Source organism: Streptomyces sp. CA-251387 (genome assembly GCF_050936625.1).
Lineage (GTDB): Bacteria > Actinomycetota > Actinomycetes > Streptomycetales > Streptomycetaceae > Streptomyces.
This window is the reverse complement of sequence record NZ_JBNJMJ010000001.1, coordinates 1995968-2020095: the sequence shown is the minus strand read 5'-3', so window position 1 is coordinate 2020095 and position 24128 is coordinate 1995968. Positions and strand designations below refer to the sequence as shown.

18 protein-coding genes are annotated in these 24128 nt (G+C 71.5%); 14 read left to right on the top strand and 4 right to left on the bottom strand.

From position 1 onward, the window contains the following. The first annotated feature begins 9 nt into the window (after window positions 1-9). Window positions 10-1059, top strand: coding sequence for a FecCD family ABC transporter permease (locus tag ACQEV2_RS08905; RefSeq protein ID WP_433054288.1), 1050 nt, complete (start codon window positions 10-12; stop codon window positions 1057-1059). Continuing rightward, on the top strand, window positions 1056-1979 hold the full coding sequence (locus ACQEV2_RS08900; RefSeq protein ID WP_433038355.1) for an ABC transporter ATP-binding protein: 924 nt from the start codon (window positions 1056-1058) through the stop codon (window positions 1977-1979). Before ACQEV2_RS08905 ends, ACQEV2_RS08900 begins: the two co-directional genes overlap by 4 nt. 34 nt (window positions 1980-2013) lie before the next feature. Here the strand turns inward: ACQEV2_RS08900 and ACQEV2_RS08895 are convergent, their stop codons facing one another. Beyond that, entirely contained in the window at window positions 2014-2361 is a 348-nt protein-coding gene (locus tag ACQEV2_RS08895) for an SCP2 sterol-binding domain-containing protein (RefSeq protein ID WP_433038353.1), read from the bottom strand. Window positions 2362-2403: 42 nt separating this feature from the next. On the opposite strand from ACQEV2_RS08895, the gene ACQEV2_RS08890 reads away from it, so the two are divergent. The 6 genes from ACQEV2_RS08890 to ACQEV2_RS08865 all read left to right on the top strand — a co-directional run bounded on the left by ACQEV2_RS08890 (window position 2404) and on the right by ACQEV2_RS08865 (window position 9278). Further along, window positions 2404-2778, top strand: a complete 375-nt coding sequence (locus tag ACQEV2_RS08890; protein ID WP_433038351.1) for a hypothetical protein — start codon at window positions 2404-2406, stop codon at window positions 2776-2778. Window positions 2779-2785: 7 nt separating this feature from the next. Beyond that, on the top strand, window positions 2786-3601 hold the full coding sequence (locus ACQEV2_RS08885) for a TlyA family RNA methyltransferase (protein WP_433038349.1): 816 nt from the start codon (window positions 2786-2788) through the stop codon (window positions 3599-3601). Then, window positions 3598-4503 carry an NAD kinase gene (locus tag ACQEV2_RS08880; RefSeq protein WP_433038347.1) on the top strand — a complete coding sequence of 302 codons (906 nt, stop codon included), beginning with the start codon at window positions 3598-3600 and terminating at the stop codon, window positions 4501-4503. The genes ACQEV2_RS08885 and ACQEV2_RS08880 overlap by 4 nt, the downstream gene beginning before the upstream one ends. 232 nt (window positions 4504-4735) lie before the next feature. Further along, window positions 4736-6454: a DNA repair protein RecN gene (recN, locus tag ACQEV2_RS08875; protein WP_433054285.1), complete on the top strand. Its 1719-nt coding sequence runs from the start codon at window positions 4736-4738 to the stop codon at window positions 6452-6454. Window positions 6455-6819: 365 nt separating this feature from the next. Continuing rightward, the gene (locus ACQEV2_RS08870; protein WP_433038345.1) at window positions 6820-7584 is read left to right on the top strand and encodes a hypothetical protein; all 765 of its coding nucleotides are present in this window, start codon (window positions 6820-6822) and stop codon (window positions 7582-7584) included. A gap of 584 nt (window positions 7585-8168) precedes the next feature. Next, window positions 8169-9278: a glycosyltransferase family 4 protein gene (locus tag ACQEV2_RS08865; protein ID WP_433038343.1), complete on the top strand. Its 1110-nt coding sequence runs from the start codon at window positions 8169-8171 to the stop codon at window positions 9276-9278. A 20-nt stretch (window positions 9279-9298) separates the two neighbouring features. On the opposite strand, the gene ACQEV2_RS08860 is transcribed toward ACQEV2_RS08865, so the two are convergent. After that, window positions 9299-10981 (bottom strand): PucR family transcriptional regulator, encoded by a 1683-nt coding sequence (locus tag ACQEV2_RS08860; protein WP_433038341.1) that lies wholly within the window; start codon window positions 10979-10981, stop codon window positions 9299-9301. A gap of 223 nt (window positions 10982-11204) precedes the next feature. On the opposite strand from ACQEV2_RS08860, the gene ACQEV2_RS08855 reads away from it, so the two are divergent. Both ACQEV2_RS08855 and ACQEV2_RS08850 read left to right on the top strand, forming a co-directional pair. Next, entirely contained in the window at window positions 11205-12710 is a 1506-nt protein-coding gene (locus ACQEV2_RS08855; RefSeq protein WP_433038339.1) for an APC family permease, read from the top strand. A 10-nt stretch (window positions 12711-12720) separates the two neighbouring features. Continuing rightward, entirely contained in the window at window positions 12721-13680 is a 960-nt protein-coding gene (locus ACQEV2_RS08850; RefSeq protein ID WP_433038337.1) for an LLM class F420-dependent oxidoreductase, read from the top strand. A 213-nt stretch (window positions 13681-13893) separates the two neighbouring features. Here ACQEV2_RS08850 and ACQEV2_RS08845 read toward each other — a convergent pair whose 3' ends face one another. Beyond that, window positions 13894-15276 (bottom strand): FAD-binding oxidoreductase, encoded by a 1383-nt coding sequence (locus tag ACQEV2_RS08845; RefSeq protein ID WP_433038335.1) that lies wholly within the window; start codon window positions 15274-15276, stop codon window positions 13894-13896. Window positions 15277-15384: 108 nt separating this feature from the next. Further along, a complete protein-coding gene (locus ACQEV2_RS08840) occupies window positions 15385-17187 on the bottom strand; it encodes a glycoside hydrolase family 15 protein (protein ID WP_433054282.1) in 1803 nt (600 codons plus the stop codon). Window positions 17188-17680: 493 nt separating this feature from the next. Between ACQEV2_RS08840 and ACQEV2_RS08835 the strand changes: the two genes are divergently transcribed. The 4 genes from ACQEV2_RS08835 to ald all read left to right on the top strand — a co-directional run bounded on the left by ACQEV2_RS08835 (window position 17681) and on the right by ald (window position 23811). Continuing rightward, window positions 17681-19327 (top strand): CTP synthase, encoded by a 1647-nt coding sequence (locus ACQEV2_RS08835; RefSeq protein WP_433038333.1) that lies wholly within the window; start codon window positions 17681-17683, stop codon window positions 19325-19327. Between the two features lie 92 nt (window positions 19328-19419). Beyond that, window positions 19420-20046, top strand: coding sequence for an NUDIX domain-containing protein (locus ACQEV2_RS08830; protein WP_433038331.1), 627 nt, complete (start codon window positions 19420-19422; stop codon window positions 20044-20046). 423 nt (window positions 20047-20469) lie between these two features. After that, complete coding sequence (locus ACQEV2_RS08825) at window positions 20470-22551, top strand: tetratricopeptide repeat protein (RefSeq protein WP_433038329.1); 2082 nt, start codon at window positions 20470-20472, stop codon at window positions 22549-22551. 135 nt (window positions 22552-22686) lie between these two features. Next, the gene (gene ald, locus ACQEV2_RS08820) at window positions 22687-23811 is read left to right on the top strand and encodes an alanine dehydrogenase (protein WP_433038327.1); all 1125 of its coding nucleotides are present in this window, start codon (window positions 22687-22689) and stop codon (window positions 23809-23811) included. Window positions 23812-24128 lie beyond the last annotated feature (317 nt).

The following is a 24128-nucleotide window of genomic DNA, read 5'->3' as shown; positions in this document are numbered from 1 at the left end:
GGCAAGCCCCTGGGGAAGGCCACCCGTGCCACCCGTGCCGTGCGGACCCCGGGCGGGTTCTCCGTGCGACTGGACGTCCGGGCGCTGACCGTCGTCGTGCTGCTGCTGGGCGCAGCGCTCGCCGCGAGCGTCGCGCTGATCGGCACCGGCGACTTCCCGATCGCGGCGGGGGACGTACTCAAGACGCTGGTCGGGGACGGCAACGCGGGGCAGGAGTTCATCGTCAACGAGCTGCGGCTGCCGCGGGTCCTGGTCGGGCTCCTGGTCGGGGCCTCGCTGGGCCTCGGCGGTGCGCTGTTCCAGGCGCTGTCCCGCAACCCGCTGGGCAGCCCCGACATCCTCGGCCTCGGGCAGGGCGCCACGGCCGGGGCGCTCGTGGTGATCGTGCTGTTCTCCGGGAACGCCAGCGAGGTCACCGTCGGCGCGCTCGTGGGCGGACTCGGGACCGGGCTCGCCATCTATCTGCTCGCCTGGAAGCGGGGCGTGCACGGTTATCGACTGGTCCTGGTCGGTATCGGCATGTCCGCGATCATGACGGCGGTCAACGGCTATCTGCTGACCAAGGCCGACCTGGTCGACGCCGCCCGCGCGGTGGTGTGGATGACCGGATCCCTCAGCGGCCGTGACTGGGCCCAGGTCTGGCCGCTGCTGTGGCTGTGCGCCGTGCTCGTACCGCTCGTCCTCGGCAATGCGCGCGAGCTGCGGATGATGGAGATGGGCGACGACGTCTCGTACGCCCTCGGAGTGCGCGTCGAACGCGTACGGCTGCTGCTGATGCTGTCCGCCGTGCTGCTCACCGCGGCCGCCACCGCCGCCGCCGGCCCCGTCAGCTTCGTCGCGCTCACCGCCCCGCAGCTCGCCCGGCGCCTGACCCGCTCGCCCGGGCCGAACCTGCTGCCCTCCCTGTGCATGGGCGCCGCCCTCCTCGTCACCGCCGACTGGATCTCCCAGCGGGTCTTCGGCGCCGACCAGCTGCCGGTCGGCGTGGTCACGGGCGTGCTCGGCGGCGTGTACCTGCTGTGGCTGCTGGTCACCGAGCGCAAGGCGGGCCGGATATGAGCGCCGGCAGCAGTAGCGACGCCCGCATCAGTGAGGGCCCCATCAGCGAGAGCCTCAGCAGCGGGCCGAACAACGGGCTGAACAACCGAAGGAGCACTGTGAACCGCCTGTCCGCCGACAACGTCACCCTCGCCTACGACCAGCGGGTCATCGCCGAGCAGTTGTCGGTGGAGATACCCGACAACTCCTTCACCGTGATCGTCGGCCCGAACGCCTGCGGCAAGTCCACGCTGCTGCGGGCGCTGTCGCGGATGCTCAAGCCCAGCGAGGGTCGGGTGCTGCTGGACGGGCAGGTCATCCAGTCGATGCCGGCGAAGAAGGTCGCGCGCACGCTGGGGCTGCTGCCGCAGTCGTCGATCGCGCCCGACGGGATCACCGTCGCCGACCTGGTGGGCCGCGGCCGCTACCCGCACCAGGGCATCCTGCGCCAGTGGTCCACTGAGGACGAGCGGGTCGTACAGGAGTCCATGGAGCAGACCGGCGTCGCCGAGCTCGCCGATCGCTATGTCGACGAACTGTCCGGCGGTCAGCGGCAGCGCGTGTGGATCGCCATGGCTCTCGCCCAGCAGACGCCGCTGCTGCTGCTCGACGAGCCGACGACCTACCTCGACATCCAGCACCAGATCGACGTCCTCGACCTCTGCGCCGAGCTGCACGAGGAGCAGGGGCGCACGCTGGTCGCCGTACTGCACGACCTCAACCACGCCGCCCGGTACGCCACGCACCTCATCGCCCTGCGCGGCGGGGAGATCATCGCCGAGGGCGCGCCGAACGACATCGTGACGGCCGAGCTGGTCGAGGAGGTCTTCGGGCTGCGCTGCCAGGTGATCGACGACCCCGAGACCGGCACGCCGCTGGTGGTGCCGGCGGCGCGGAAGGCGCGTACGGCGGCGAAGGTGGTCGCTACCGAGGCTTCCTGAGCTCCTTGGGGCCCCTGAGCTCCCTGAGGAGTCGCTACAGAAGCTTCCTGAGGAGCAGCAGGTCGCGCAGACCCGCGTGCAGCTTCACCCGGCCCGAGCCCCAGGCCTTGGCGAAGTTCAGCTCGCCATTGACCAGGGCGACCAGGTCGTCGCCGGTCATGCTGAGTCTGATCTCGGCCTTCTCGCGGGGCGGACCCTGGAACGTGTCGTGGACATGGATGCGGCCGCCCGCCATGCGGCCGGCGAACGTCACGTCCAGGTCGGTGATGTGGCAGCTCACCGAGCGGTCCAGGGTCGCGGCCGTGCGGACGTCCCCTTCGGCACGCTGCATGTTGTCCGAGAGCTTTTCGAGTGCGGCGCGGCACTCCTCGATCGTGGCCATCGCGATCGACGGTACCCCAGCGGTTCGGGGTAGCGTCTGGGCATGAGCGACTCAGTTCCGGAGACGGAGATCCCGGACCCGCGGATCCCGGACCCGCGGATCCCGGACGCGGGGATCCCGGACGCGGGGATCCCGGGGGAGGCGACCGAGGCGGTGGCCGAAGCGGAGGCCGAGCTTGCGGTCGAACCCGAGTACGACCCCGCCGCCCCCGCCCCGCTGAACATCCCCCGCATCCCCACCGGCAACGCCGACGTCGACGCCCAGCTGGAGCGGCTGGGCGATGCCGACCACCTCGCCACCGACGGGCACATCGAGGTGTACGAGGATGTACATCGGGGGCTGCGTGACGCGCTGACCGCGCTCGACGCCCGCCCGGGACCTCCGGCGCCCCCACCGACGTATGGCAGTAGGAGCTGAACCGAACGTGGCAGGAGTCGCACGCCGCCGTCTCGACGCGGAGCTGGTCCGCCGCAAGCTCGCGCGTTCGCGTGAGCACGCCAGCCAGCTGATCGCCGCCGGGCGGGTCACCGTCGGCAAGACCGTCGCGACCAAGCCCGCCACGCAGGTGGAGACCGCGGCGGCGATCGTCGTCACGGCCGACGACAGTGATCCCGAGTACGTGTCGCGGGGCGGGCACAAGCTCGCGGGTGCGCTGGAGGTCTTCGTACCGCAGGGGCTCCAGGTGGAGGGGCGGCGGGCGCTGGACGCCGGGGCGTCGACCGGGGGATTCACCGACGTGCTGCTGAGGGCGGGAGCCGCGCATGTCGTCGCCGTCGACGTCGGATACGGACAACTCGCCTGGACTCTCCGGAGTGATGAACGCGTCACCGTCAAGGACCGTACGAACGTACGCGAGTTGACGCTCGAAGCGATCGATGGGGAACCAGTGGATCTAGTCGTGGGGGATCTGTCCTTCATCCCGCTCGGACTGGTGCTGCCCGCCCTGGTGCGGTGCGTGAAGCCGGACGCCGACCTGGTGATGATGGTCAAGCCGCAGTTCGAGGTGGGGAAGGAACGGCTGGGGAACGGCGGGGTCGTCCGCAGTCCTCAGCTGCGGGCCGAGGCCGTGCGCGGCGTGGCCGAGAAGGCATGGGAACTCGGGCTCGGGGTGAAGGGCGTCACGGCCAGTCCGTTGCCCGGACCCTCCGGGAATGTCGAGTACTTTCTGTGGCTGCGTGCCGGGGCGCCTGCCCTGGACCCGGCCGACGTTGACCGAGCAGTGGCGGAGGGGCCGCGTTGATGCAGAACCGAGCTCGTACTGTTTTCCTGCTCGCCCACACCGGGCGGCCCGCCGCCATCCGCAGTGCCGAGCTCGTGGTCAAGGGGCTGCTGCGGTCGGGGATCGGTGTGCGCGTGCTGGAGGCGGAGGCGGAGGATCTGCCTCTGCCGGAGGAGGTGCAACTCGTCAAGGAGGCGACCCCGCAGTGCCTCGACGGGTGCGAGCTTCTCATCGTGCTCGGCGGTGACGGGACGCTGCTGCGGGGCGCCGAGTTCGCGCGGGCATCCGGGGTGCCGATGCTGGGCGTCAACCTGGGGCGGGTCGGGTTCCTCGCGGAGGCCGAGCGCGACGATCTCGACAAGGTTGTCGACCGGGTCGTGACCAAGGCGTACGAGGTCGAGGAGCGGATGACCGTCGACGTCGTCGTTCATCAGAACGGCAACGTCGTGCACACCGACTGGGCGCTGAACGAGGCGGCCGTGCAGAAGGCGGGCGCCGAGAAGCTGCTCGAGGTCGTGCTGGAGATCGACGGGCGGCCGGTTACGGGGTTCGGGTGCGACGGCATTGTGCTGTCCACGCCGACCGGCTCGACGGCGTATGCCTTCTCTGCGGGTGGGCCGGTGGTGTGGCCCGAGGTGGAGGCGCTGTTGATGGTGCCGATCAGTGCGCATGCGTTGTTTGCGAAGCCGTTGGTGACGTCGCCGGATTCTGTGCTCGCTGTGGAGGTTCTGCCGCATATCCCGCCGGGGGTGTTGTGGTGTGACGGGCGGCGGACTGTGGAGTTGCCGCCGGGGGCGCGGGTCGAGGTGCGGCGGGGGGCTGTGCCGGTGCGGCTGGCTCGGTTGCACCATGCGTCGTTCACGGACCGGTTGGTTGCGAAGTTTGCGTTGCCGGTTTCCGGGTGGCGGGGGGCGCCTCACTAGCCATCTGTGGGGGGTGGTTCGGAGCGTCGGCGGCTGCGGGTGGTTCGTGGCTGGTCGCGCCCACGCGGCGGAGCCGCAAATCGATACAGCCCCGCGCCCCTGGGTATCTCCACTCGCCTGGGTGACATGCGAGGCCCATACACATTCGTCACCTGGACCTTCACATCAGGGGGCTGGGGGGCGTCGCACTCTCCACCCCTGACCTCGTAAGGTCGTGTCCGTGTTGGAGGAGATGCGGATACGGTCGCTCGGGGTCATCGACGATGCGGTCGTCGAGCTGTCGCCCGGGTTCACCGCCGTCACCGGTGAGACGGGTGCGGGCAAGACCATGGTGGTCACCAGCCTCGGGCTGTTGCTGGGTGGGCGTGCGGATCCGGCGCTCGTGCGGATCGGGGCCGAGAAGGCTGTCGTGGAGGGGCGGGTCACCGTGCCCTCGGACGCGTCGGTCGCCGTACGCGCCGAGGAGGCCGGGGCCGAGCTCGACGACGGGGCGCTGCTGATCAGCCGTACCGTTTCCGCCGAGGGGCGGTCGCGGGCGCACCTGGGTGGGCGGTCCGTTCCGGTGGGCGTTCTCGCCGAGCTCGCCGATGAGCTCGTCGCCGTGCACGGGCAGACCGACCAGCAGGGGCTGCTGAAGCTGTCCCGGCAGCGGCAGGCGCTCGACCGGTACGCGGGGGACGCCGTCGCCGGGCCGCTGGCCAAGTACGGCGAGGCCTACCGGCGGTTGCGGGCTGTCTCGGTCGAGCTGGAGGAAATCGTCACGCGCGCGCGTGAGCGGGCCCAGGAAGCCGACATGCTGCGGTACGGGCTCGACGAGATCGCGGGCGTGGAGCCGCGTGCCGGTGAGGATGTCGAGCTCGCGGAGGAGGCGGAGCGGCTCGGGCATGCGGAGGCCCTGTCGTCGGCCGCCACGGCCGCTCATGCCGCCCTCGCCGGCAATCCCGAGGACCCCGAGGGCATCGACGCCGCCACGCTCGTCGCGGGCGCTCAGCGTGCCCTGGACGCCGTGCGGTCGCACGATCCGGCGCTGGCCGCGCTGGGCGACCGGATCGGCGAGATCGGGATCCTGCTGGGCGATGTCGCCGGAGAGCTGGCGGGGTACGCCGACGATCTGGACGCCGATCCGCTGCGGTTGGCGGCCGTCGAGGAACGGCGGGCCGCGCTCGGCGCGCTGACGCGGAAGTACGGCGAGGACGTCGCCTCGGTGCTGGCCTGGGCCGAGCGCAGCGCCGCGCGGCTCACCGAACTGGACAGCGACGACGAGCGGATCGAGGAGCTGACCGCCGAGCGGGATGCGCTGCGTGCCGAGCTGGGCGGGCTGGCGCAGGCGCTGACCGATGCGCGGACGGAGGCCGCCGAGCGGTTCGCCGCCGCCGTGACCGCCGAGCTGGCCTCGCTCGCCATGCCGCACGCGCGCGTGTCCTTCGCCATCCGGCAGACCGAGGATCCGGAGGGGGTCGAGGTCGGCGGGCGTACGGTCGCGTACGGGCCGTCCGGCGTCGACGAGGTCGAGCTGCTGCTCGCGCCGCATCCGGGGGCGCCGCCGCGGCCCATCGCCAAGGGCGCGTCCGGCGGTGAGCTCTCGCGCGTGATGCTCGCCGTGGAGGTCGTGTTCGCCGGGACGGATCCCGTGCCGACGTATCTCTTCGACGAGGTCGACGCCGGTGTCGGCGGCAAGGCGGCGGTCGAGATCGGGCGCCGGCTGGCGCGGCTCGCGAAGACCGCGCAGGTCGTGGTCGTGACCCATCTTCCGCAGGTGGCCGCCTTCGCCGACCGGCAGTTGCTCGTGGAGAAGACCAACGACGGGTCGGTCACCCGGTCCGGTGTGAAGGTCCTCGAAGGCGAGGACCGGATCCGGGAGCTGTCCCGGATGCTCGCCGGACAGGAGGACTCGGAGACCGCACGGGCGCACGCGGAGGAGTTGCTGGCGACGGCTCGGGCGGACGTGTAGCGGGCTCCTCCGCTCTGCGAGGGGCGGCGCTGTCGGCCGGCGAGGGGCGGGCATCCGGGGGCCGGGAGGGCCGCCGGGACCAGGGAAGGGCCGGGCTGTCATGGCGGCCCGGCTTGGCGGTTGTGGCGGGCGCTAGCCGGGGGCCGGATTGGCAGTGGTAGCTGGGGCCTGTTGCCGGGGCGGAATTGGCTGTGGTGGCCGCGGCCGCGATGGCTGAGGCTGGGCTTGGCAGTGGTGGCGAGGGTCGGCAGCCGCGGCCGGGCTCGGTAGCGGGGGCCGTGTCGTCAGCCTGGCCGCGATTGGCGGTCGTGGCCGGGGTCGGCAACCGGGCCTTGATTGTCAGTGGTGGCCCGTAGCGTGGCCGCATGATCCAACGTGCTCCCAGGACCACCGCCTTCGGCCTCTCCGCCGCCCTCACCCGCGCCACCGTCGCCGCCCTGCGTGCCAAGGCACCCGGTGGGCCCGGCCGTTGGGAGCGGAAGAACTACGCGGGCCGGACCGTGGAGTTGTACGCCGGTGCCGCCTCCGCCCTGGCGACCGCGGTCGCGGCCGGACGCGTGCGGCCGGCCGCCGGGGTGGCCGTGGCTGTCGCCGGAGCCTGCGGGGCGTACGACGACGTCGCCGGGGCCGGTGATCCTCGGCGCGGGTTCGGGGCGCATCTCTCCGCCCTCCGGGACGGCGAAGTCACCAGCGGCGCGGTCAAGTTGATCGGGATATCAGCGGCGGGGCTCGTCGTGGGGGCGTTCCTCAAGGAGCGGCCCGTGGACAAGCTGCTCGCGGGCGTGGTGATCGCCGGGGCCGCGCACTTCGTCAACCTCGTGGACGTGCACCCGGGCAGGGCCGCCACCGCGGTGCTCGCGCTCGGGGCACCGGGGCTGCTCCGAGAAGGGCCCGGCGCCCGGATCGCCGCCACCGCCATGGGTACCGCCGCGGCCGTACTGCCCGACGACCTCGGTGAGCGGGCGATGCTCGGCGACACCGGCGCCCATGCGCTGGGCGCGGCCCTGGGCGCCGCCGTCGTCGCCGGGAACAGTCGGGCAGGGCTGGTCGCGCATGCCGCCGCCCTCGTGGCTGCCGCGGCGTACGGCGACAAGGTGAGCGAGGCGGCGCGTGCGCTGGGCGGGCGGTGAGACGAAGGACAGCCTGTCACCGAGGCGTTGGCCGGTCCGCTGAGGCGGAGGGTCGGCTCGTCCTGGAGGTGTGGTCGGTCCGCTGAAGCGAAGGTCGGCTCGCCCCGGAGGCGAGGTCGGCCCACCGAAGCGGGAAGCCGACCCTCCCTGGACGCGTGGTCGGTCCACCCAAGCAAAGGTCAGCCCTCCCCAAGGCATGGTCGGCCCACTCGTGAGGCGACGACGGGCTGTGGGTGTCGTTGACGGCCTTGCCGGGGAGACGAGCATCAGCCCATCGCAGTGCGTCGGAGTGGACGCCGGGCCTGTTGTCGGGTCGGCGCGGTGCGTTGGATCAGGCTCGCCGCTGCGGCGGGCGCCGCGTGCAAGTGTTCGGGTGGAACCCGGGGTTCCTCACCCATGCAGGTGACTCGCCCCGCCGTAGCGCCCGGCCCCCGCCCTCCCGCCGTTCACGGAACACCCGTACGTGCTGGCATCCTTGGCGTAAACACGTCGTACGCGTAGGGATCCTCGCGGTACATCCCCTCCGCCCGATCCTTCTGTACTTTCTTCGTGACCGCCCACCCACAACCAGGAGCCCCGGCCACGTGACCCCCGTGAGCAGCCCCTCACCGCACGGCCAGTCGTCGCTGCGCACCGTGCAGGTGCTGGGCGGCGGCAACGCCGGCAGTAGCGCGCATGTGCGATCGCTGGCCTCGGGGCTGGTCGCGCGGGGTGTGCGGGTCACCGTGTGCGCCCCTGTCGAGGCCGATCACCTCTACGACTTCACGGGCGCCGGCGCCGAACACGTGCACGTGCCGAGGAGCAGCGACCCCGCCTCAGTGGCCGCGCTGAGGGCAGCGTGTGCGGATGCCGACCTGGTGCATGCGCACGGGCTGCACGCATCCTTCCGTGCCGTGCTGGCGCTCAGCGGGCGGCGCACTCCGCTCGTCGTCACCTGGCACGACCGGGCGTATGCCGAGGGGGCCCGCGCCCATCTCGTACGGCTGTTGGAGCGGCGGGTCGTCAAGGGCGCCTCCGTCGTGCTCGCCCGCCGCACCGGTGCGCGGGACGCGCGGCTCGCCGCCGTCGCGCTGCCCGGGCCGCGCCGCGGCGTCGAGCACGACGACCCCGACCGGCTGCGGCCCAAGGTCCGCGCCGAACTCGGCGCCACCGGACGCCCGTTGCTGATCGCCGTAGGCTCGCTGGAGCGGCATCGCGGATACGACGTACTGCTGGACGCCTCGCGCGCGTGGCGGCGGCTCGATCCGGTGCCGTTGGTGGTGATCGCGGGTGAGGGGGAGCTGCGGGGCGCGCTGCAGCGGCGGATCGAGGACGAGGGGCTGCCGGTGCGGCTCATCGGGCGGCGCGACGACGTCTCCGAACTGCTTGCCGCCTCCGACATCGCGCTCCTGCCCAGCAGGTGGGAGTCGCGGTCCGTGCTGGCCCAGGAGGCGCTTCACGCGCGCGTGCCGCTCGTGGCCAGCGGCGTCGGCGGCATCCCGGAACTCGTCGGCGACGCGGCCGAACTCGTCCCGTACGGCGACCCGGAGGCGCTCGCCGACGCCGTCGTACGGCTGCTCGGCGACCCGGAGCGGCGGGAACTCCTCAAGGAGCGGGGCGTGCGGCAGGCGGCGACCTGGCCGACGGAGGACGAGACCGTGGCCCAAGTCCTCAGCGTGTACGACGAGTTGACGCAGCCCCGGCCGATGATCTAGGCGCTCGGCAGTGGCCCTTCCTACGGCACGTGCCGCCGCGCGCGCAGCGCCAGGCTCAACGCCAGTACCGTCTGCGGGTCGTCGAGGTCGGTGCCGAGCAACTCGCCGATGCGGGCGAGGCGGTTGTAGAGCGTCTGCCGGTTGAGGTGCAGCTCGCGGGCCGTCTCGGCCTTGCGGCCCGCGTGCGCCAAGTAGGTCTCCAGGGTGGGCAGCAGGGGCGGTTTGGAGCCGTTGTCGTGGTCGCGGAGCGGGCCGATCGCGCGGTCCACGAAGGCCGCGAGGTCCGGGTGGTCGCGCAGCCGCCACAGCAGCAGGTCGATGTCCAGGCGGCGGGCGTCGTACCAGGGGCGGTCCGTCAGGCCCTGCGCCGCCGTCGCCGTCTCCGCCGCGTGCCTGAGGCCCGCCGAGGCCGCCGCCCAGCCGCCGGTCACCCCGACGACCACGACCGGCGGCTGCGCCCCGGGCCGCTGGATCCCGGCCCGCTCCACACCCGCCCGCAGCGCCGCCGCGACCCGGTCCGCGACCGCCGACCGCTCCGACCCCGACCGCAGGCCCAGCAGCACCAGGACACGGCCCTCCACCGGCCGTACGCCAAGCAGCACCGGCACGCCCACCGACGCCAGCTCCTCCGCGACCGCACGCGCCAGCACCGCCCAGCCGCCGCCAGGGGACAGCACATCGCCCAGCCGCATCACCACCGGCAGCAGCGGGCTGGTGCCCGGCTTGAAGCCCAGCACGCGCGCCTGCGCCGGGGCGTCCTCGGCGGCGATACGGCCCTCCGCGAGGTCGGTCAGGAAGTCCCCGCGTCCGCGTGCCGCCAGCTCCTCCTCCTGCCGCGCCTGCATCAGCACCACGGCCAGAATCCCCGCCGCCCGCTCGGCAGCCATGCGATGGACGGGCGTGAGCGGGCCCCGCACGGGGAGCAGGACGAGCCGCGCCCGGACCGAGGCTGTCCTGGGGCCGCCGCCCGGCACATCCACCAGCACCGACCCGGCGGGCGGCGGCGCGTCCTTGTGCTGCCCCCGCAGCCCCTCCCACACCTGCAACGGATCCGCACCCTCGGGCCCGGCCCCGGCGGCGTACAGCAGCCGGCCGTCCGTCGTCTCCAGGAAGACCGGATTGCCGCTGAAGTCGGCCAGGATGCCGAGCACCTGGGGCACACCGCCGCCGCCGAGCAGTGCTTCCGTGCACCGCCGGTGCACCTCCTCCGCCCGTTGCAGCAGCGCGTAGTGGCCGTTGACGATCTCGGTGTGGATCTCCTCGGTGACCGTCACGAAGGGCACCTCGCGATGTAGCTGGACGAGCGGCAGCCCGGCCGCACGGGCCGTGTCGACCAGCGCGGCGGGTAGGCGCGTGAAGCGCGGGCCGAGCTCGACGACGAGGGCCGCGATACCGCGCTCGGCCAGGGTGCGCACGAACGCGCGCTGGTCGGCCGGGCGGGTGCCGAGACCGTAGCCCGTGGTCAGCAGCAGTTCCCCGCCCTTCAGCAGCGAGGCGATGTGCGGCACCTCGCCCGCGTGCACCCACCGCACGGTCCGGCCCAGCCGGTCGGCGCCCGCCAGGATCTCGGGGAGCCCACTGCGCAGCCCGGGCAGCTCCAGCGCCCGTCGCACGGTGATCCCGGCGCCGTGGGTGCCGAATCCGCCGTCCGTGCCGTCCGTGCCGCCTGTACCGCTGGCCGTACCGCCCGTACCGCTGTCCATGAGCCGGACGCTACCCGCGGGGATGCTTCCACGACATCTCCGGACGGTTACGGAGAAGATCACCGGCGCCCGACGCCCGACAATGCGTCGCGCCGGACGCCGGATTGCCGGACCCCTTGTCGGTTGTGGCGTACATCACTGCGCCGCCAGACTGACGCATCCGAAGGAAAGCGGCGCCTTCACCTTCGGATTTCGTTGCGGAAGCACCGTCGAAAGGGATGGAATGACGGAAACACCCACGCGAGAGGTTCACCGGCTCAAGGCGAACTCCGTCGGCCTGATGGGCGTCGTCTTCATGGCGGTCGCCACCGCCGCGCCGATCACCGCGATGACCGGCAACCTGCCCATCGCGGTGGGCTTCGGCAACGGCACGGGCGCGCCCGCCGGCTATCTCTTCGCGACGCTCGTGCTGACGGTGTTCTCAGTTGGATACGTCGCCATGGCCCGCCGTATCACCGCCGCCGGCGCCTTCTACGGCTACATCTCACACGGCTTGGGCCGGATCACCGGCATGGCCTCCGGGATGCTCGCCGTGCTGGCGTACGTCGTCTTCGAGGCGTCCATCGTCGGAGTCTTCTCGTACTTCGCGCAGACGACGGTCCACGACCAGCTCGGCCTCGACCTGCCCTGGGTCCTGTACGCCGCCGCCATGCTGCTGGTCACCGCGGTCCTGGCGTACTTCGACATCAACCTCACCGCGAAGGCCCTCGGCGTGATGCTGATCGCCGAGATCGCGGTTCTCTTCGCGGTCGCCACGGCCGTACTCCTGCACGGCGGCGGCCCGGACGGCATCCCCGTGGAGCCCGTCAATCCCAAGAACGCCTTCACGGGCGCGTCCGCCGGACTGGGCCTGTTCTTCGCCTTCTGGTCGTGGGTCGGCTTCGAGTCGACCGCGATGTACGGCGAGGAGTCACGCGACCCCAAGCGCGTCATCCCGCGCGCGACGCTGATCTCGGTGATCGGCGTCGGGCTGTTCTACATCTACGTCTCCTGGATGACCATTGCCGGCAACGGCCTCAAGGCCTCCGTCGAGATCTCTTCCGGCACCAGCCCCCTCGACCTGTTCTTCGCCCCGGCGCACACCTACCTCGGCGCCTGGGCGGTCGACGCCTTCCAGTGGCTGCTGATCACCGGCTCGTTCGCCTGCGGGATGGCCTTCCACCAGTGCGCGGCCCGCTATCTGTACGCCATCGGCCGCGAGGGCTTCCTGCACCCCGGGCTCGGCCGTACGCACGCCCGGCACGGGTCGCCGTACGTCGCGTCCTTCGTGCAGTCGGTCATCGCCGTCGCGCTCGTCGGGGCCTTCTGGCTGACCGGTCAGGACCCGTACATCCACCTCTACACGCTGCTCGCGATCCTCGGCACGATGGCGATCCTCATCGTGCAGACCCTGTGCTCCTTCGCGGTCATCGGCTACTTCCGCAAGAACCATCCCGAGGACCGCCACTGGTTCCGCACGCTCACCGCCCCGCTGCTCGGCGGCGTCGGCATGATCGCGGTCGTGGGCCTGCTGGTGACCAACCTGGACACCGCGGCCGGTACGGCGGCCGACTCGCTCTTCTTCAAGGCCATCCCGTGGATCGTGGGGCTGGTGTTCTTCGGCGGGCTCGGGCTCGGCCTGTATCTGAAGGTCAGGCAGCCCGAGCGCTACGACATCATCGGCCGGATCGTGCTGGAGGACTCGGCCGAGCGGGAGGAAGATCCGGTTACGGCACGTGCGGCGGGGTAGCGGCGTCGGCATGGACTTCAGCGTGGTGGCCGTGGCACGGGAGGACGACAGTCCGGTCGATGAGCCGTTGCGGGTGGCGGTGGCCGCCGATCGGCTCGGGTACCGCGAGGTGTGGGCGGGGGAGGGGCCGACCTGGGACTCCTTCGTCCTCGCCGCCGCGATCGGGCGGGCCACCGAGCGGGTCGCGCTGACGGCCGGTCCCGTGGCGGTGTCGGTGCGGGATCCGTTCGGCATCGCGCGGGGCGCCGCCTCGGTCGCCGCCGTCACCGGGCGGCCGGTCGGGGTGGCGCTGGGGACGTCCAGCAAGCGGGTCGTCGAGGGCGTGCACGGGGTGCCGCGGGTGCGGCCCGCGGCGGCGATGGAGGGCTCGGCAGCGGCCGTACGCGGCTTCCTGCACGGCAGGCCCGGCGAGTCGGTGGTCCCCGGCAGCGTCTTCCGGCGCCGCCTCCAGCCGCCCGGTGGCCCGCTCACCGTCGCGGCTTTCGGTGACCGCGCGATCGCCACGGCGGCCGCGCACGCCGACCGGATGCTGCTCGACATCGTCTCGCCGGAACAGGTCCGCACGCTGCGGGCGAAACTCGAAGCGGCCACCGAGCGTGCGGGCCGTACGGCACCGCCGATCCTGGCCGCCTGGCTGCCGGCCGCCGTCGATCCGGACCCGGACTCTCTCGCGCAGGTCCTGCGGAGCATCGCCGGGTATCTGACGGTGCCGGGCTACAGCGACATGTTCGAGGCGGCAGGGTTCGGTCAGGCCGTCGAGCTGGCCCGTACCGGTGCCGACTCCGGCACGCTGGTCGGGGCGCTGCCCGCCGAGGCGGCCGGTGTGGTCGGCCTGGTGGGCGACGCCGACGCCGTACACGCGCGTGCCGAGGAGTACGCCGAGGCCGGGCTCGACGAGATCGCCCTCGTCCCGGCTACGGCGGCCGATCCGGGCGGGGAGCGGACCCTGAGGGCGCTCGCGCAGACCTGAGGGCCGTCGTGTCTCCGCCGGTGCAGGCGTTGTCAGAGGCTGCCCGTAGCTACGGGCGCTGTGCGGTGCCGCCCGCCTGACAGCCGGGGGCAGGCGTCGGTCCGCGCAGGCTGGTCCAGGCCGCCATGATCCTGCCCGCGCAGCCCTGATCGCGGAATCCGGAATCCAACAGGAACCCGGAATCCAACCGGCATCACGGCGGCCGTCGAAGCTTCAGGCCGGCCTGATGTTGTGGTTGAACCGGAAGACGTTGTCCGGGTCGTAGCGCCGCTTCAGTTCCGCCAGCCGCCGGGTGTTCTCGGCGCCCAGGCCCGCGATCACGCGTTCCGCGCCCTCGTCGCCGATGAAATTCAGGTAGACGGCGCCGGTGCTCCACGGCCGGACGTCGTTGCGGACGTCACGGACCCACCGGATGCACCGCTCGTCGTCCGCCGGGTCCTCCCACATGCCGTAGGGGTGCACCGCCCAGGGCGCGTCCCGGTAGGGCACCGGGTACTCGTGCGGGCCGGCGGCGATCGCGCCGCCCTGCGGGAGGAGGGCGTGCTGGGTGCCGGTCGGTACGGGCATGCTCAGCGCGTCGGCGCAGTAGACGTCGACGAAGTCGTCCGGCGCTCCCGTCAGATACTCCGCCGACCAGTAGTGCCGCATGCCGGGCGGATCGTCGATCATGCACTGCACATCGGCGTACGGCATCGCGCCGACGATCTCGGCCTCGTGCGGCAGCGCCAGCAGCGGCTCGGCGTACTTGCGCATGTCCTGCTCGGCACCGGCGTACGTCAGGAGCGCACCGCACACCAGCGTGCCGACCAGGGGCGGCGGCACGAAGTCCGCGGGCGGGCCGGTGAACCACAGGATGCCGCCGCCCACCTCGTCGGGGCCGGACTCCATCACGTCGCGGAAGGTGCGGACGGCGTCCGGTGCGAATTCCGGCCGGTACAGCAGCAACGCGATGGCGAACTCGGGCAGCTCGTGCAGCTTCAGCGTGATCGCGGTGGCGACGCCGAAGTTGCCGCCGCCTCCGTGCAGGGCCCAGAACAGGTCAGGGTTCTCGTCGGCGTTCGCGTGGGTCAGGTTGCCGTCGGCGGTGACCAGCTCGACCCCGAGCAGATTGTCCACGGCGAGTCCGCAGCAGCGGTCGAGCCAGCCGGTGCCGCCGCCGAGCACGAAGCCGCCGACGCCGGTGGTGGACGCCCGGCCCCCGGTCGTGGCGAGGCCGTGCGGCTGGGTGGCGCCGTCCAGGTCGCTCATCGTGGCCCCGCCCGCGACCCGTACCGCCTCGGCCGCGGGATCGACGGTGACCGCGCGCATATGGCGCAGGTCGATGACCAGACCGTTGTCGTTGAGCGCCATGCCCGCCACGCTGTGCCCGCCGCCGCGCACCGCGATGTTGAGATCCAGGTCACGCGCGAACCGCACGGCCCGCACCACGTCGTCCTCGTCCACGCACTGCGCGATCACCGCGGGCCTACGGTCGATCATGGTGTTGAAGACGACCCGCGCGTCGTCGTAGCCGACCTCGCCCGGCGCGAACACATCACCGGAGAGATCCTCGCGCAGCGCGGCGAGGGCCGCGCCCGCCTTCGAGCGGGAAGCCATGGCCGCCCCCTTCCGACAAGGGGCAATCGCTGCTTCCAGGCTAGGCGGGCGCGACAGGTCCGTCCTGTTCAGCCGGATCCCGTGCTGGTCAGCCGGATCCCGACCTGTTCAGCCGCCGTACGCCCCGGACGCCGTCAGCCGCAGGGCGGTGTCGATCAGCGGAACGTGGCTGAAGGCCTGCGGGAAGTTGCCGACCTGGCGCTGCAGGCGCGGGTCCCACTCCTCCGCCAGCAGACCGAGGTCGTTGCGCAGGGACAGCAGCTTCTCGAACAGCTTGCGAGCCTCGTCGACGCGGCCGATCATCGCCAGGTCGTCGGCCATCCAGAACGAGCAGGCCAGGAAGGCGCCCTCGTCGCCGGGCAGCCCGTCGACGCCCTCGTCCTCGCCCTGGGTCGGGTAGCGCAGGATGAAGCCGTCCGGCGTGGACAGCTCACGCTGGATCGCCTCGATGGTGCCGATGACGCGCTTGTCGTCCGGCGGCAGGAAGCCCATCTGCGGGATCAGCAGCAGTGAGGCGTCGAGCTCCTTCGAGCCGTACGACTGCGTGAAGGTGTTGCGCTCCTTGTCGTAGCCCTTCTCGCACACGTCCCGGTGGATGTCGTCGCGCAGCTCCTTCCAGCGCTCCAGCGGGCCGTCGGCGTCGCCGGACTCGATGAGCTTGATGGTGCGGTCGACGGCGACCCAGGCCATCACCTTGGAGTGCACGAAGTGGCGGCGCGGGCCGCGCACCTCCCAGATGCCCTCGTCCGGCTCGTCCCAGTGGTCCTCCAGGTAGCGGATCAGCTTCAGCTGGAGCAGCGAGGCGTAGTCGTTGCGGGCCAGGCCCGTCATGTGGGCCAGGTGCAGGGCCTCGGTGACCTCGCCGTACACGTCCAGCTGGAGCTGGTGCGCGGCGCCGTTGCCGACCCGGACCGGGGCGGAGCTCTCGTAGCCGGGCAGCCAGTCCAGCTCGGCCTCGCCCAGCTCGCGCTCGCCGGCGATGCCGTACATGATCTGCAGGTTCTCCGGATCGCCCGCGACCGCCCTGAGCAGCCACTCCCGCCAGGAACGGGCCTCCTCGCGGTAGCCGGTGCGCAGCAGCGAGGACAGGGTGATCGCCGCGTCGCGCAGCCAGGTGTAGCGGTAGTCCCAGTTGCGGACGCCGCCGATGTCCTCCGGCAGCGAGGTCGTGGGCGCCGCGACGATGCCGCCGGTCGGGGCGTACGTCAGCGCCTTCAGCGTGATCAGAGAGCGGATCACCGCCTCGCGGTACGGGCCGTGGTACGTACAGTGCTCGACCCACTCCCGCCAGAAGTCCTCCGTCGCCTCCAGCGACTGCTCCGGCTCCGGCAGCGCCGGCGGCTGCTTGTGCGAGGGCTCCCAGGAGATGGTGAACGCGATCCGCTCACCCGGGGCCACCGTGAAGTCCGAGTACGTCGTCAGCGACTTGCCGTAGGTCTCGGCCTCCGCGTCGAACCACACCGAGTCCGGGCCGGCGACGGCGACCGTACGGCCCTCGTGCTTGTGGACCCACGGCACCACCCGGCCGTACGAGAAACGCATCCTGAGCGCCGAACGCATCGGCACCCGGCCCGAGACGCCCTCCACGATGCGGATCAGCTGGGGCGCGCCGTCACGCGGGGGCATGAAGTCGATCACCCGGACCGTGCCGCGCGGCGTGTCCCACTCGGACTCCAGGATCAGCGAGTCGCCGCGGTAGGTGCGCCGGGCCGCGGTGGGCGGCGGGGCGTCGGAGGCATGGGCGGGGCCGAGCCGCCAGAAACCGTGCTCCTCGGTGCCCAGCAGGCCGGCGAAGATGGCATGCGAGTCGAAGCGGGGCAGGCACAGCCAGTCCACTGTGCCGTCCCGGCAGACCAGTGCGGCGGTCTGCATGTCTCCGATGAGTGCGTAGTCTTCGATGCGCCCGGCCACGTGCAACTCCAGTCGAACGGCCACGTCACCCCCTTCTGGCAAGGGGGCTCTCGCTAGTGCGGTCAAGGGGTGGTTGTAATGCGTCGTTGAGCCGTGAAGCAAAGCAGTCGCTTCCGCCCTGAGGCAAACGACGGTCTCTTCTCAACAATCTCTGCTCAACGAACTGACGAGCTCTCGTTGTTCCGGGTGTGACGGGCGGGGGTGGTGCCGTGTTTGCCGGCCGGGCTCGGCAGCGAATGTCCGAGCAGGATACGACGCACGTAGATGATCTGCGTGCCGCTCCGGGCAACCCGGGTCGGCCGAACGGGTGAGCAAGGGGTGAGCGATGGGTGAGAAACGGGCGGGCCGTGCGGATCCGTGCCGAATCGTGTGCGGAGCGTGGCCGGAAGCCGTCGCTGCTCGGCGCTGATACCCTGGTAGCCCGTGGACCGGTGGGCGTGAAGACCCCCGAACCGCACTTCAAGATCGCGACCACGGGAGCCCCCTCTTGGCCATGCCAAAATCCACGACGACCAAGCACATCTTCGTCACCGGGGGTGTCGCCTCCTCGCTCGGCAAGGGCCTGACGGCCTCCAGCCTCGGCATGCTGCTCAAGGCGCGGGGCCTGCGCGTCGTCATGCAGAAGCTGGACCCATACCTCAATGTCGACCCTGGCACGATGAACCCCTTCCAGCACGGTGAGGTGTTCGTCACCAACGACGGCGCCGAGACCGACCTGGACATCGGCCACTACGAGCGTTTCCTCGACCGTGACCTGGACGGCTCCGCCAATGTCACCACCGGTCAGGTGTACTCGACGGTGATCGCCAAGGAGCGGCGCGGCGAGTATCTGGGCGACACCGTGCAGGTCATCCCGCACATCACCAACGAGATCAAGCACCGCATCCGCCGTATGGCGACGGACGAGGTGGACGTCGTGATCACGGAGGTCGGCGGCACGGTCGGCGACATCGAGTCGCTGCCGTTCCTGGAGACCGTCCGCCAGGTGCGTCACGAGGTCGGCCGGGACAACGTATTTGTGGTGCATATCTCGCTCCTGCCGTACATCGGCCCCTCGGGAGAGCTGAAGACGAAGCCGACCCAGCACTCGGTTGCGGCTCTGCGGAACATCGGTATTCAGCCAGATGCGATCGTGCTGCGCTGCGACCGTGAGGTGCCGACCGCGATCAAGCGCAAGATCTCGCTGATGTGCGACGTCGACGAGGCCGCCGTGGTGGCCTGCCCCGACGCCCGCTCGATCTACGACATCCCGAAGACCGTGCACGGCGAGGGCCTGGACGCCTACGTCGTCCGCAAGCTGGACCTGCCGTTCCGCGACGTGGACTGGACGACCTGGGACGACCTGCTCGACCGCGTCCACAACCCCGACCACGAGATCACCCTCGCCCTGGTCGGCAAGTACATCGACCTGCCCGACGCCTACCTCTCGGTCACCGAGGCGCTGCGCGCGGGCGGCTTCGCCAACAAGGCCCGCGTGAAGATCAAGTGGGTCACCTCCGACGACTGCAAGACCCCCGCCGGCGCCAAGCAGCAGCTCTCCGACGTGGACGGCATCTGCATCCCGGGCGGCTTCGGCGACCGCGGTGTGCTCGGCAAGGTCGGCGCGATCAAGTACGCCCGCGAGAACAAGATTCCGCTGCTCGGGCTGTGCCTGGGCCTGCAGTGCATCGTGATCGAGGCGGCGCGCAACCTCGCCGACATCGGCGACGCGAACTCCACCGAGTTCGACCCGGCCACCTCCCACCCGGTCATCTCCACCATGGCCGAGCAGCTCGACATCGTCGCCGGTGAGGGCGACATGGGCGGCACCATGCGGCTGGGCATGTACCCGGCCAAGCTGGCCGAGGGCTCGATCGTCCGCGAGGTGTACGACGGCAAGGAGTACGTCGAGGAGCGGCACCGTCACCGGTACGAGGTGAACAACGCCTACCGCGCGGAGCTGGAGAAGAAGGCGGGCATCCTGTTCTCCGGCACGTCCCCCGACGGCAAGCTCGTGGAGTACGTGGAGTACCCCCGCGAGGTCCACCCTTACCTGGTGGCCACGCAGGCCCACCCCGAGCTGCGCTCGCGTCCGACGCGTCCGCACCCGCTGTTCGCGGGCCTCGTGAAGGCCGCGGTCGAGCGCAAGAATTCGAAGTAACACACCAGTTGTACGGTGGCCGGGGTGCAAACCTTCAAAGGTGCGCACCCCGGTTTTCTTTGGCGGGTTGAAAGCGTGTGGAAGGGCAGGGCATGACGATCAAGGACACCCCGCAGGAGTGGGAGATCCGGGCGACGGACACCCCCTTCGTGGGCAACAAGACCTCCGTCCGCACGGACGACGTGGTCATGCCCGACGGCTCGGTGGTACGCCGCGACTACCAGGTCCACCCCGGCTCGGTGGCCGTCGTCGCCCTCGACGAGGAGGACCGCGTCCTGCTCATCAAGCAGTACCGGCACCCGGTCCGGCAGAAGCTGTGGGAGATCCCGGCCGGCCTGCTCGACGTCCCCGGCGAGAACCCGCTGCACGCCGCCCAGCGTGAGCTGTACGAGGAAGCCCACGTCAAGGCCGAGGACTGGCGGGTGCTGACCGACGTCTACACCACTCCCGGCGGGTGCGACGAGGCCGTACGGATCTTCCTCGCCCGGGATCTGTCCGAGGCCGACGGGGAGCGCTTCGACGTGGAGGACGAGGAGGCCGACCTGGAGCACGCGCGCGTGCCGGTCGATGAGCTGGTCAGGGGCGTGCTCGCGGGCGAGTTGCACAACAACTGTCTCGTCGTCGGCGTGCTGTCCCTGGTCGCCGCGCGGGGCGGCGACGGGCTGGACGCGCTGCGCCCGGCGGAGGCACCGTGGCCGGCGCGTCCGTTCGAGTCCTGAACGCGCCGCCCTCTCCGGGGCCCAGCGGCACACAGGGGAGTCCCCCGGTCGGATGATCCGATCGGGGGACTTTTCCGCTCTGCGCCGACGGGAACGTCATAGCGCGTGAACCAGCGTGAACTAGGCTGCCCACTGCCCGTAGCCGAAGTGACAGGCTTGCAGTTCGGGAGCACCGATGGCTTCGACGCCCAGACCGCGTCCAGCATCCGCGAAGGGTGCCGAGGCGATGGGCTGCGCCCCGCGGCTCGGGTATCTCGGCCCGGCGGTCATCACACCGTCAGCATCCCGGAAAACCGGGTCCACCGGCCGCGGCCGGAATTGTGCCTGCAGGAGTCGGGCGTGTGCCCGGCCAGCATACGGACCGCTGGGCGTTCGTGTGGTGCTCTTGCGGCAACCCGCCCTGGGCGGGAAGGGAGTATGACGGTGGCGGAACAGGCGGTCGCATCCGGAGAACGGGCGGCAGACGTGGCACCCGGCATCCAATTCCTCGGCCGTGCACGCGAGTTGAAGGAGCTCCGCGCCGACATCGAGCGTGCGGGCCTGGACACCCTCTCCGGCCGTAAGGTGCCACGCGCGCGCGTGCTGCTCATCGCCGGCCGTCCCGGCTCGGGCCGTACCGCGCTCGCCGAGGAACTGGTACGGCAGGTGGCGGACCGTTACGCCGACGGTGTGCTGCGCGCCCGCCTGAGCGAGCCCGACGGCACCCCCGTCCCCGTCGCGCGCGCCGCCCGCGAGCTGCTCACCGCCCTGGACCGGCCGATTCCGCCCGGCGCCGGCGAGGACGACCTCACGGCGGCCCTGCGCGAGGCCCTGGCCGGGCGGCGGGCCCTGCTCCTGCTGGACGACGCGGCCGAGGCCGAGCAGGTCGACGCCCTGCTGCCGGACGCCCCGCAGTGCCTGGTCGTCGCCGTCTCCGGCGGACCGCTGACCGGGATCGCGGACGTACGGCCCTGCACCCTCGGCGGACTGGACACCAAGTCGGCGGTGGAGCTGCTGTCCCGGCACGCCGGCTCGGTCCGCATCACCGTCGACCCGCGGTCCGCCGAGGGCCTCGTGGAGGTGTGCCAGGGGCAGCCCGCCGCGCTGATGCTGGCGGGCGGCTGGCTCGCCGCCCGCCCCAAGGCGGCCGTCGCCGACCTCGCCAAGCAGCTGCGCGCCGAGGGCGACGAGGGCACCGCGCTCGGCCGGGTCTTCCGCCTCGCCTACGCGTCCCTGCCGACCACCGCCGCCCGGATGCTGCGCCTGCTCACCCTCGCCCCGGGCGGCTTCGTCGACCCGCACACCGCCTCGGCCCTGGCCGGCTGCTCGGTCGACGGCGCCCGCACCACCCTGGACGACCTGGTCGCCCTCGGCCTGCTGCACACCGTCGACTCGCCGCTGCCGCAGTACGAGGTCCCGGCCTGTCTGTACACCCACCTCAAGGCCCGCACAGAGACCCAGGACCGCCCCGCCGAGCTGCAGCTGGCCCGCGCCCGCGTGCTGGAGCGGACCGTACGGCTGCTGCAGTCCTGCCGGGCGATCACCGAGACCGACAGCCCCGAGACCCGCCAGAAGCTCCTCGGCATGCCCCAGGCCCTGCGCTTCCCCAACCCCCGGGCGGCCGCGGACTGGCTGACCATCCGCAGGCCCGCCCTGCTGGCCTCGGCCCGGGCCGCGGTCGCCGACGGGGAGCTGGACACCCTCGCCCGGCGCCTGATGTCCCAGCTGGTCAGGGCGCTGGTCGTGCACGTCGGCACACAGGCGGCCGCCGACGACCTGTACGGCATCCACGGCCTGGTCCTCGACGTGGCCGAGCGGCAGAACCTCCCGCGCGAGAAGGCCGCCGCCCTGCTGAACCTCGGCGACGTCGACGCCCGGACGGGGCGTACGCAGGCGGCCCTGGTGCGCTATCGGGCCGCGCTGGACGCCGGCCGGGAGGCGAACGACCCGTATGCGACCGGCCGCGCGATGGAATCCGTAGGCGGCGCCCACCTGGAGCTCGGGGACTACGACCGGGCCGCCGACTGGTTCGGCCGGGCGCTGGCCCAGCGGCTGGCCCGCGACGAGCGCGCGGACGCCGCCCGGCTGTACGGCCGTATCGGCGCCGCCCACACCTATGCGGGCCGGTACGGCGAGGCGCTGCGGAACTGGCGGGCCGCGGTCGCCGGGTACCGCAAGAACGGCGATCTCGCCGGTCACGCACGGGCGTTGAGCGAGCTGGCCCGGGTCCAGGAGTACGCGGGACGGCCCGAGGAGTCGCTGAGCACCTGCCAGGAGGCGGTGGAGTGGGCGCGGCGCGCCGAGGACACGCGGCTGCAGGCGGCGCTGTACCTGCGGCTCGCCGACACCCTGGAGCGCCTCGGCGATCCCGCGGCGGCGCAGCTGCACCGGGGAGCGGCCCGGCGGATGCTGGGGGAGGAGCCCGAGGAGCCCGATGTGGACGAGTCTGGCACCGAGCAAGACGCTTTCGAGCCGGAACATGACGCTAACGCCTGCGAAATCCGTAGTACATCCACTGAAGATTGATGCAATGAAAGGCTAGACAGCGAGAACACCTTCATTAGACTGGCTCTGCCGCACCTTCTCCTGCGGTGTCTCCCGGTGTGCCCTGCACGCTCGGGTATGTCATGTAATGCCCCCACACCCTCTGAGCCAAGGACCGTGATCGACGTGAAGGTCGGCATCCCCCGCGAGGTCAAGAACAACGAGTTCCGGGTGGCCATCACCCCCGCCGGCGTGCACGAGCTGGTGCGCCATGGCCACCAGGTCGTCATCGAGCAGGGCGCCGGTGTCGGCTCGTCGATCCCGGACAGCGAGTACGTCGCCGCCGGCGCCCAGATCCTCGGCACCGCCGACGATGTGTGGGCCACCGCCGACCTGCTGCTGAAGGTCAAGGAGCCCATCGCCGAGGAGTACCACCGCCTCCGCAAGGACCAGACGCTCTTCACCTACCTGCACCTGGCCGCCTCCAAGGAGTGCACGGACGCGCTCATCGAGTCCGGCACCACGGCGATCGCCTACGAGACGGTCGAGCTGCCCTCCCGTGCCCTGCCGCTGCTCGCCCCCATGTCCGAGGTCGCCGGGCGCCTCGCCCCGCAGGTCGGCGCCTACCACCTGATGCGCGCGGGCGGTGGCCGCGGCGTGCTGCCCGGCGGCGTCCCGGGTGTGCCGGCCGGCAAGGCCGTCGTCATCGGCGGTGGCGTCTCCGGCTGGAACGCCGCCCAGATCGCCATCGGCATGGGCTTCCACGTGACCCTGCTCGACAAGGACATCAACAAGCTCAAGGAGGCGGACAAGATCTTCGGTACGAAGATCCAGACCGTCGTCTCCAACGCCTTCGAGCTGGAGAAGGCCTGCCTCGAGGCCGACCTCGTCATCGGTGCCGTCCTCATCCCGGGCGCCAAGGCGCCGAAGCTGGTCACCAACGAGCTGGTCTCGCGGATGAAGCCGGGAAGTGTCCTTGTCGACATCGCGATCGACCAGGGCGGCTGCTTCGAGGACTCCCGCCCGACGACGCACGCCGAGCCGACCTTCCCGGTCCACAACTCGGTCTTCTACTGCGTCGCCAACATGCCCGGCGCGGTGCCCAACACCTCCACCTACGCGCTGACCAACGCCACGCTGCCGTACATCGTCGAACTGGCCAACAAGGGCTGGGTCGAGGCGCTGCGCCGTGACCCCGCGCTGGCCAAGGGCCTCAACACGCATGACGGCAAGGTGGTTTACCGCGAGGTGGCGGAGGCACACGGCCTGGAGCACGTGGAGCTCGAATCGCTGCTCGGCTGAGCCGATCGACTAAGTCACTTTCTGGTAAAGGCGATACGTCAACACGAGTCGTCAACCGAACGCACCCGGCCGGACCTTGCTCAAAAAGGTCCGGCTGGATGTGTGTATGGTCACTTTGCGGCACTCGGTCAACTCGCCTCGAACGCAACCCTTCGGGCGATTCGTACACCGGTGAAACCTGCTGTGCGACGGCCGTACGCCCTTGACAGCGCGATGTTTCATTGTCGACACATCTGCCCGGTCCGGCGGATTGTGTTGCTGCGGACCGCCGACACGCCATAGAGTCGCCAACCGTCGGCATGGTGCCACGCTGACCT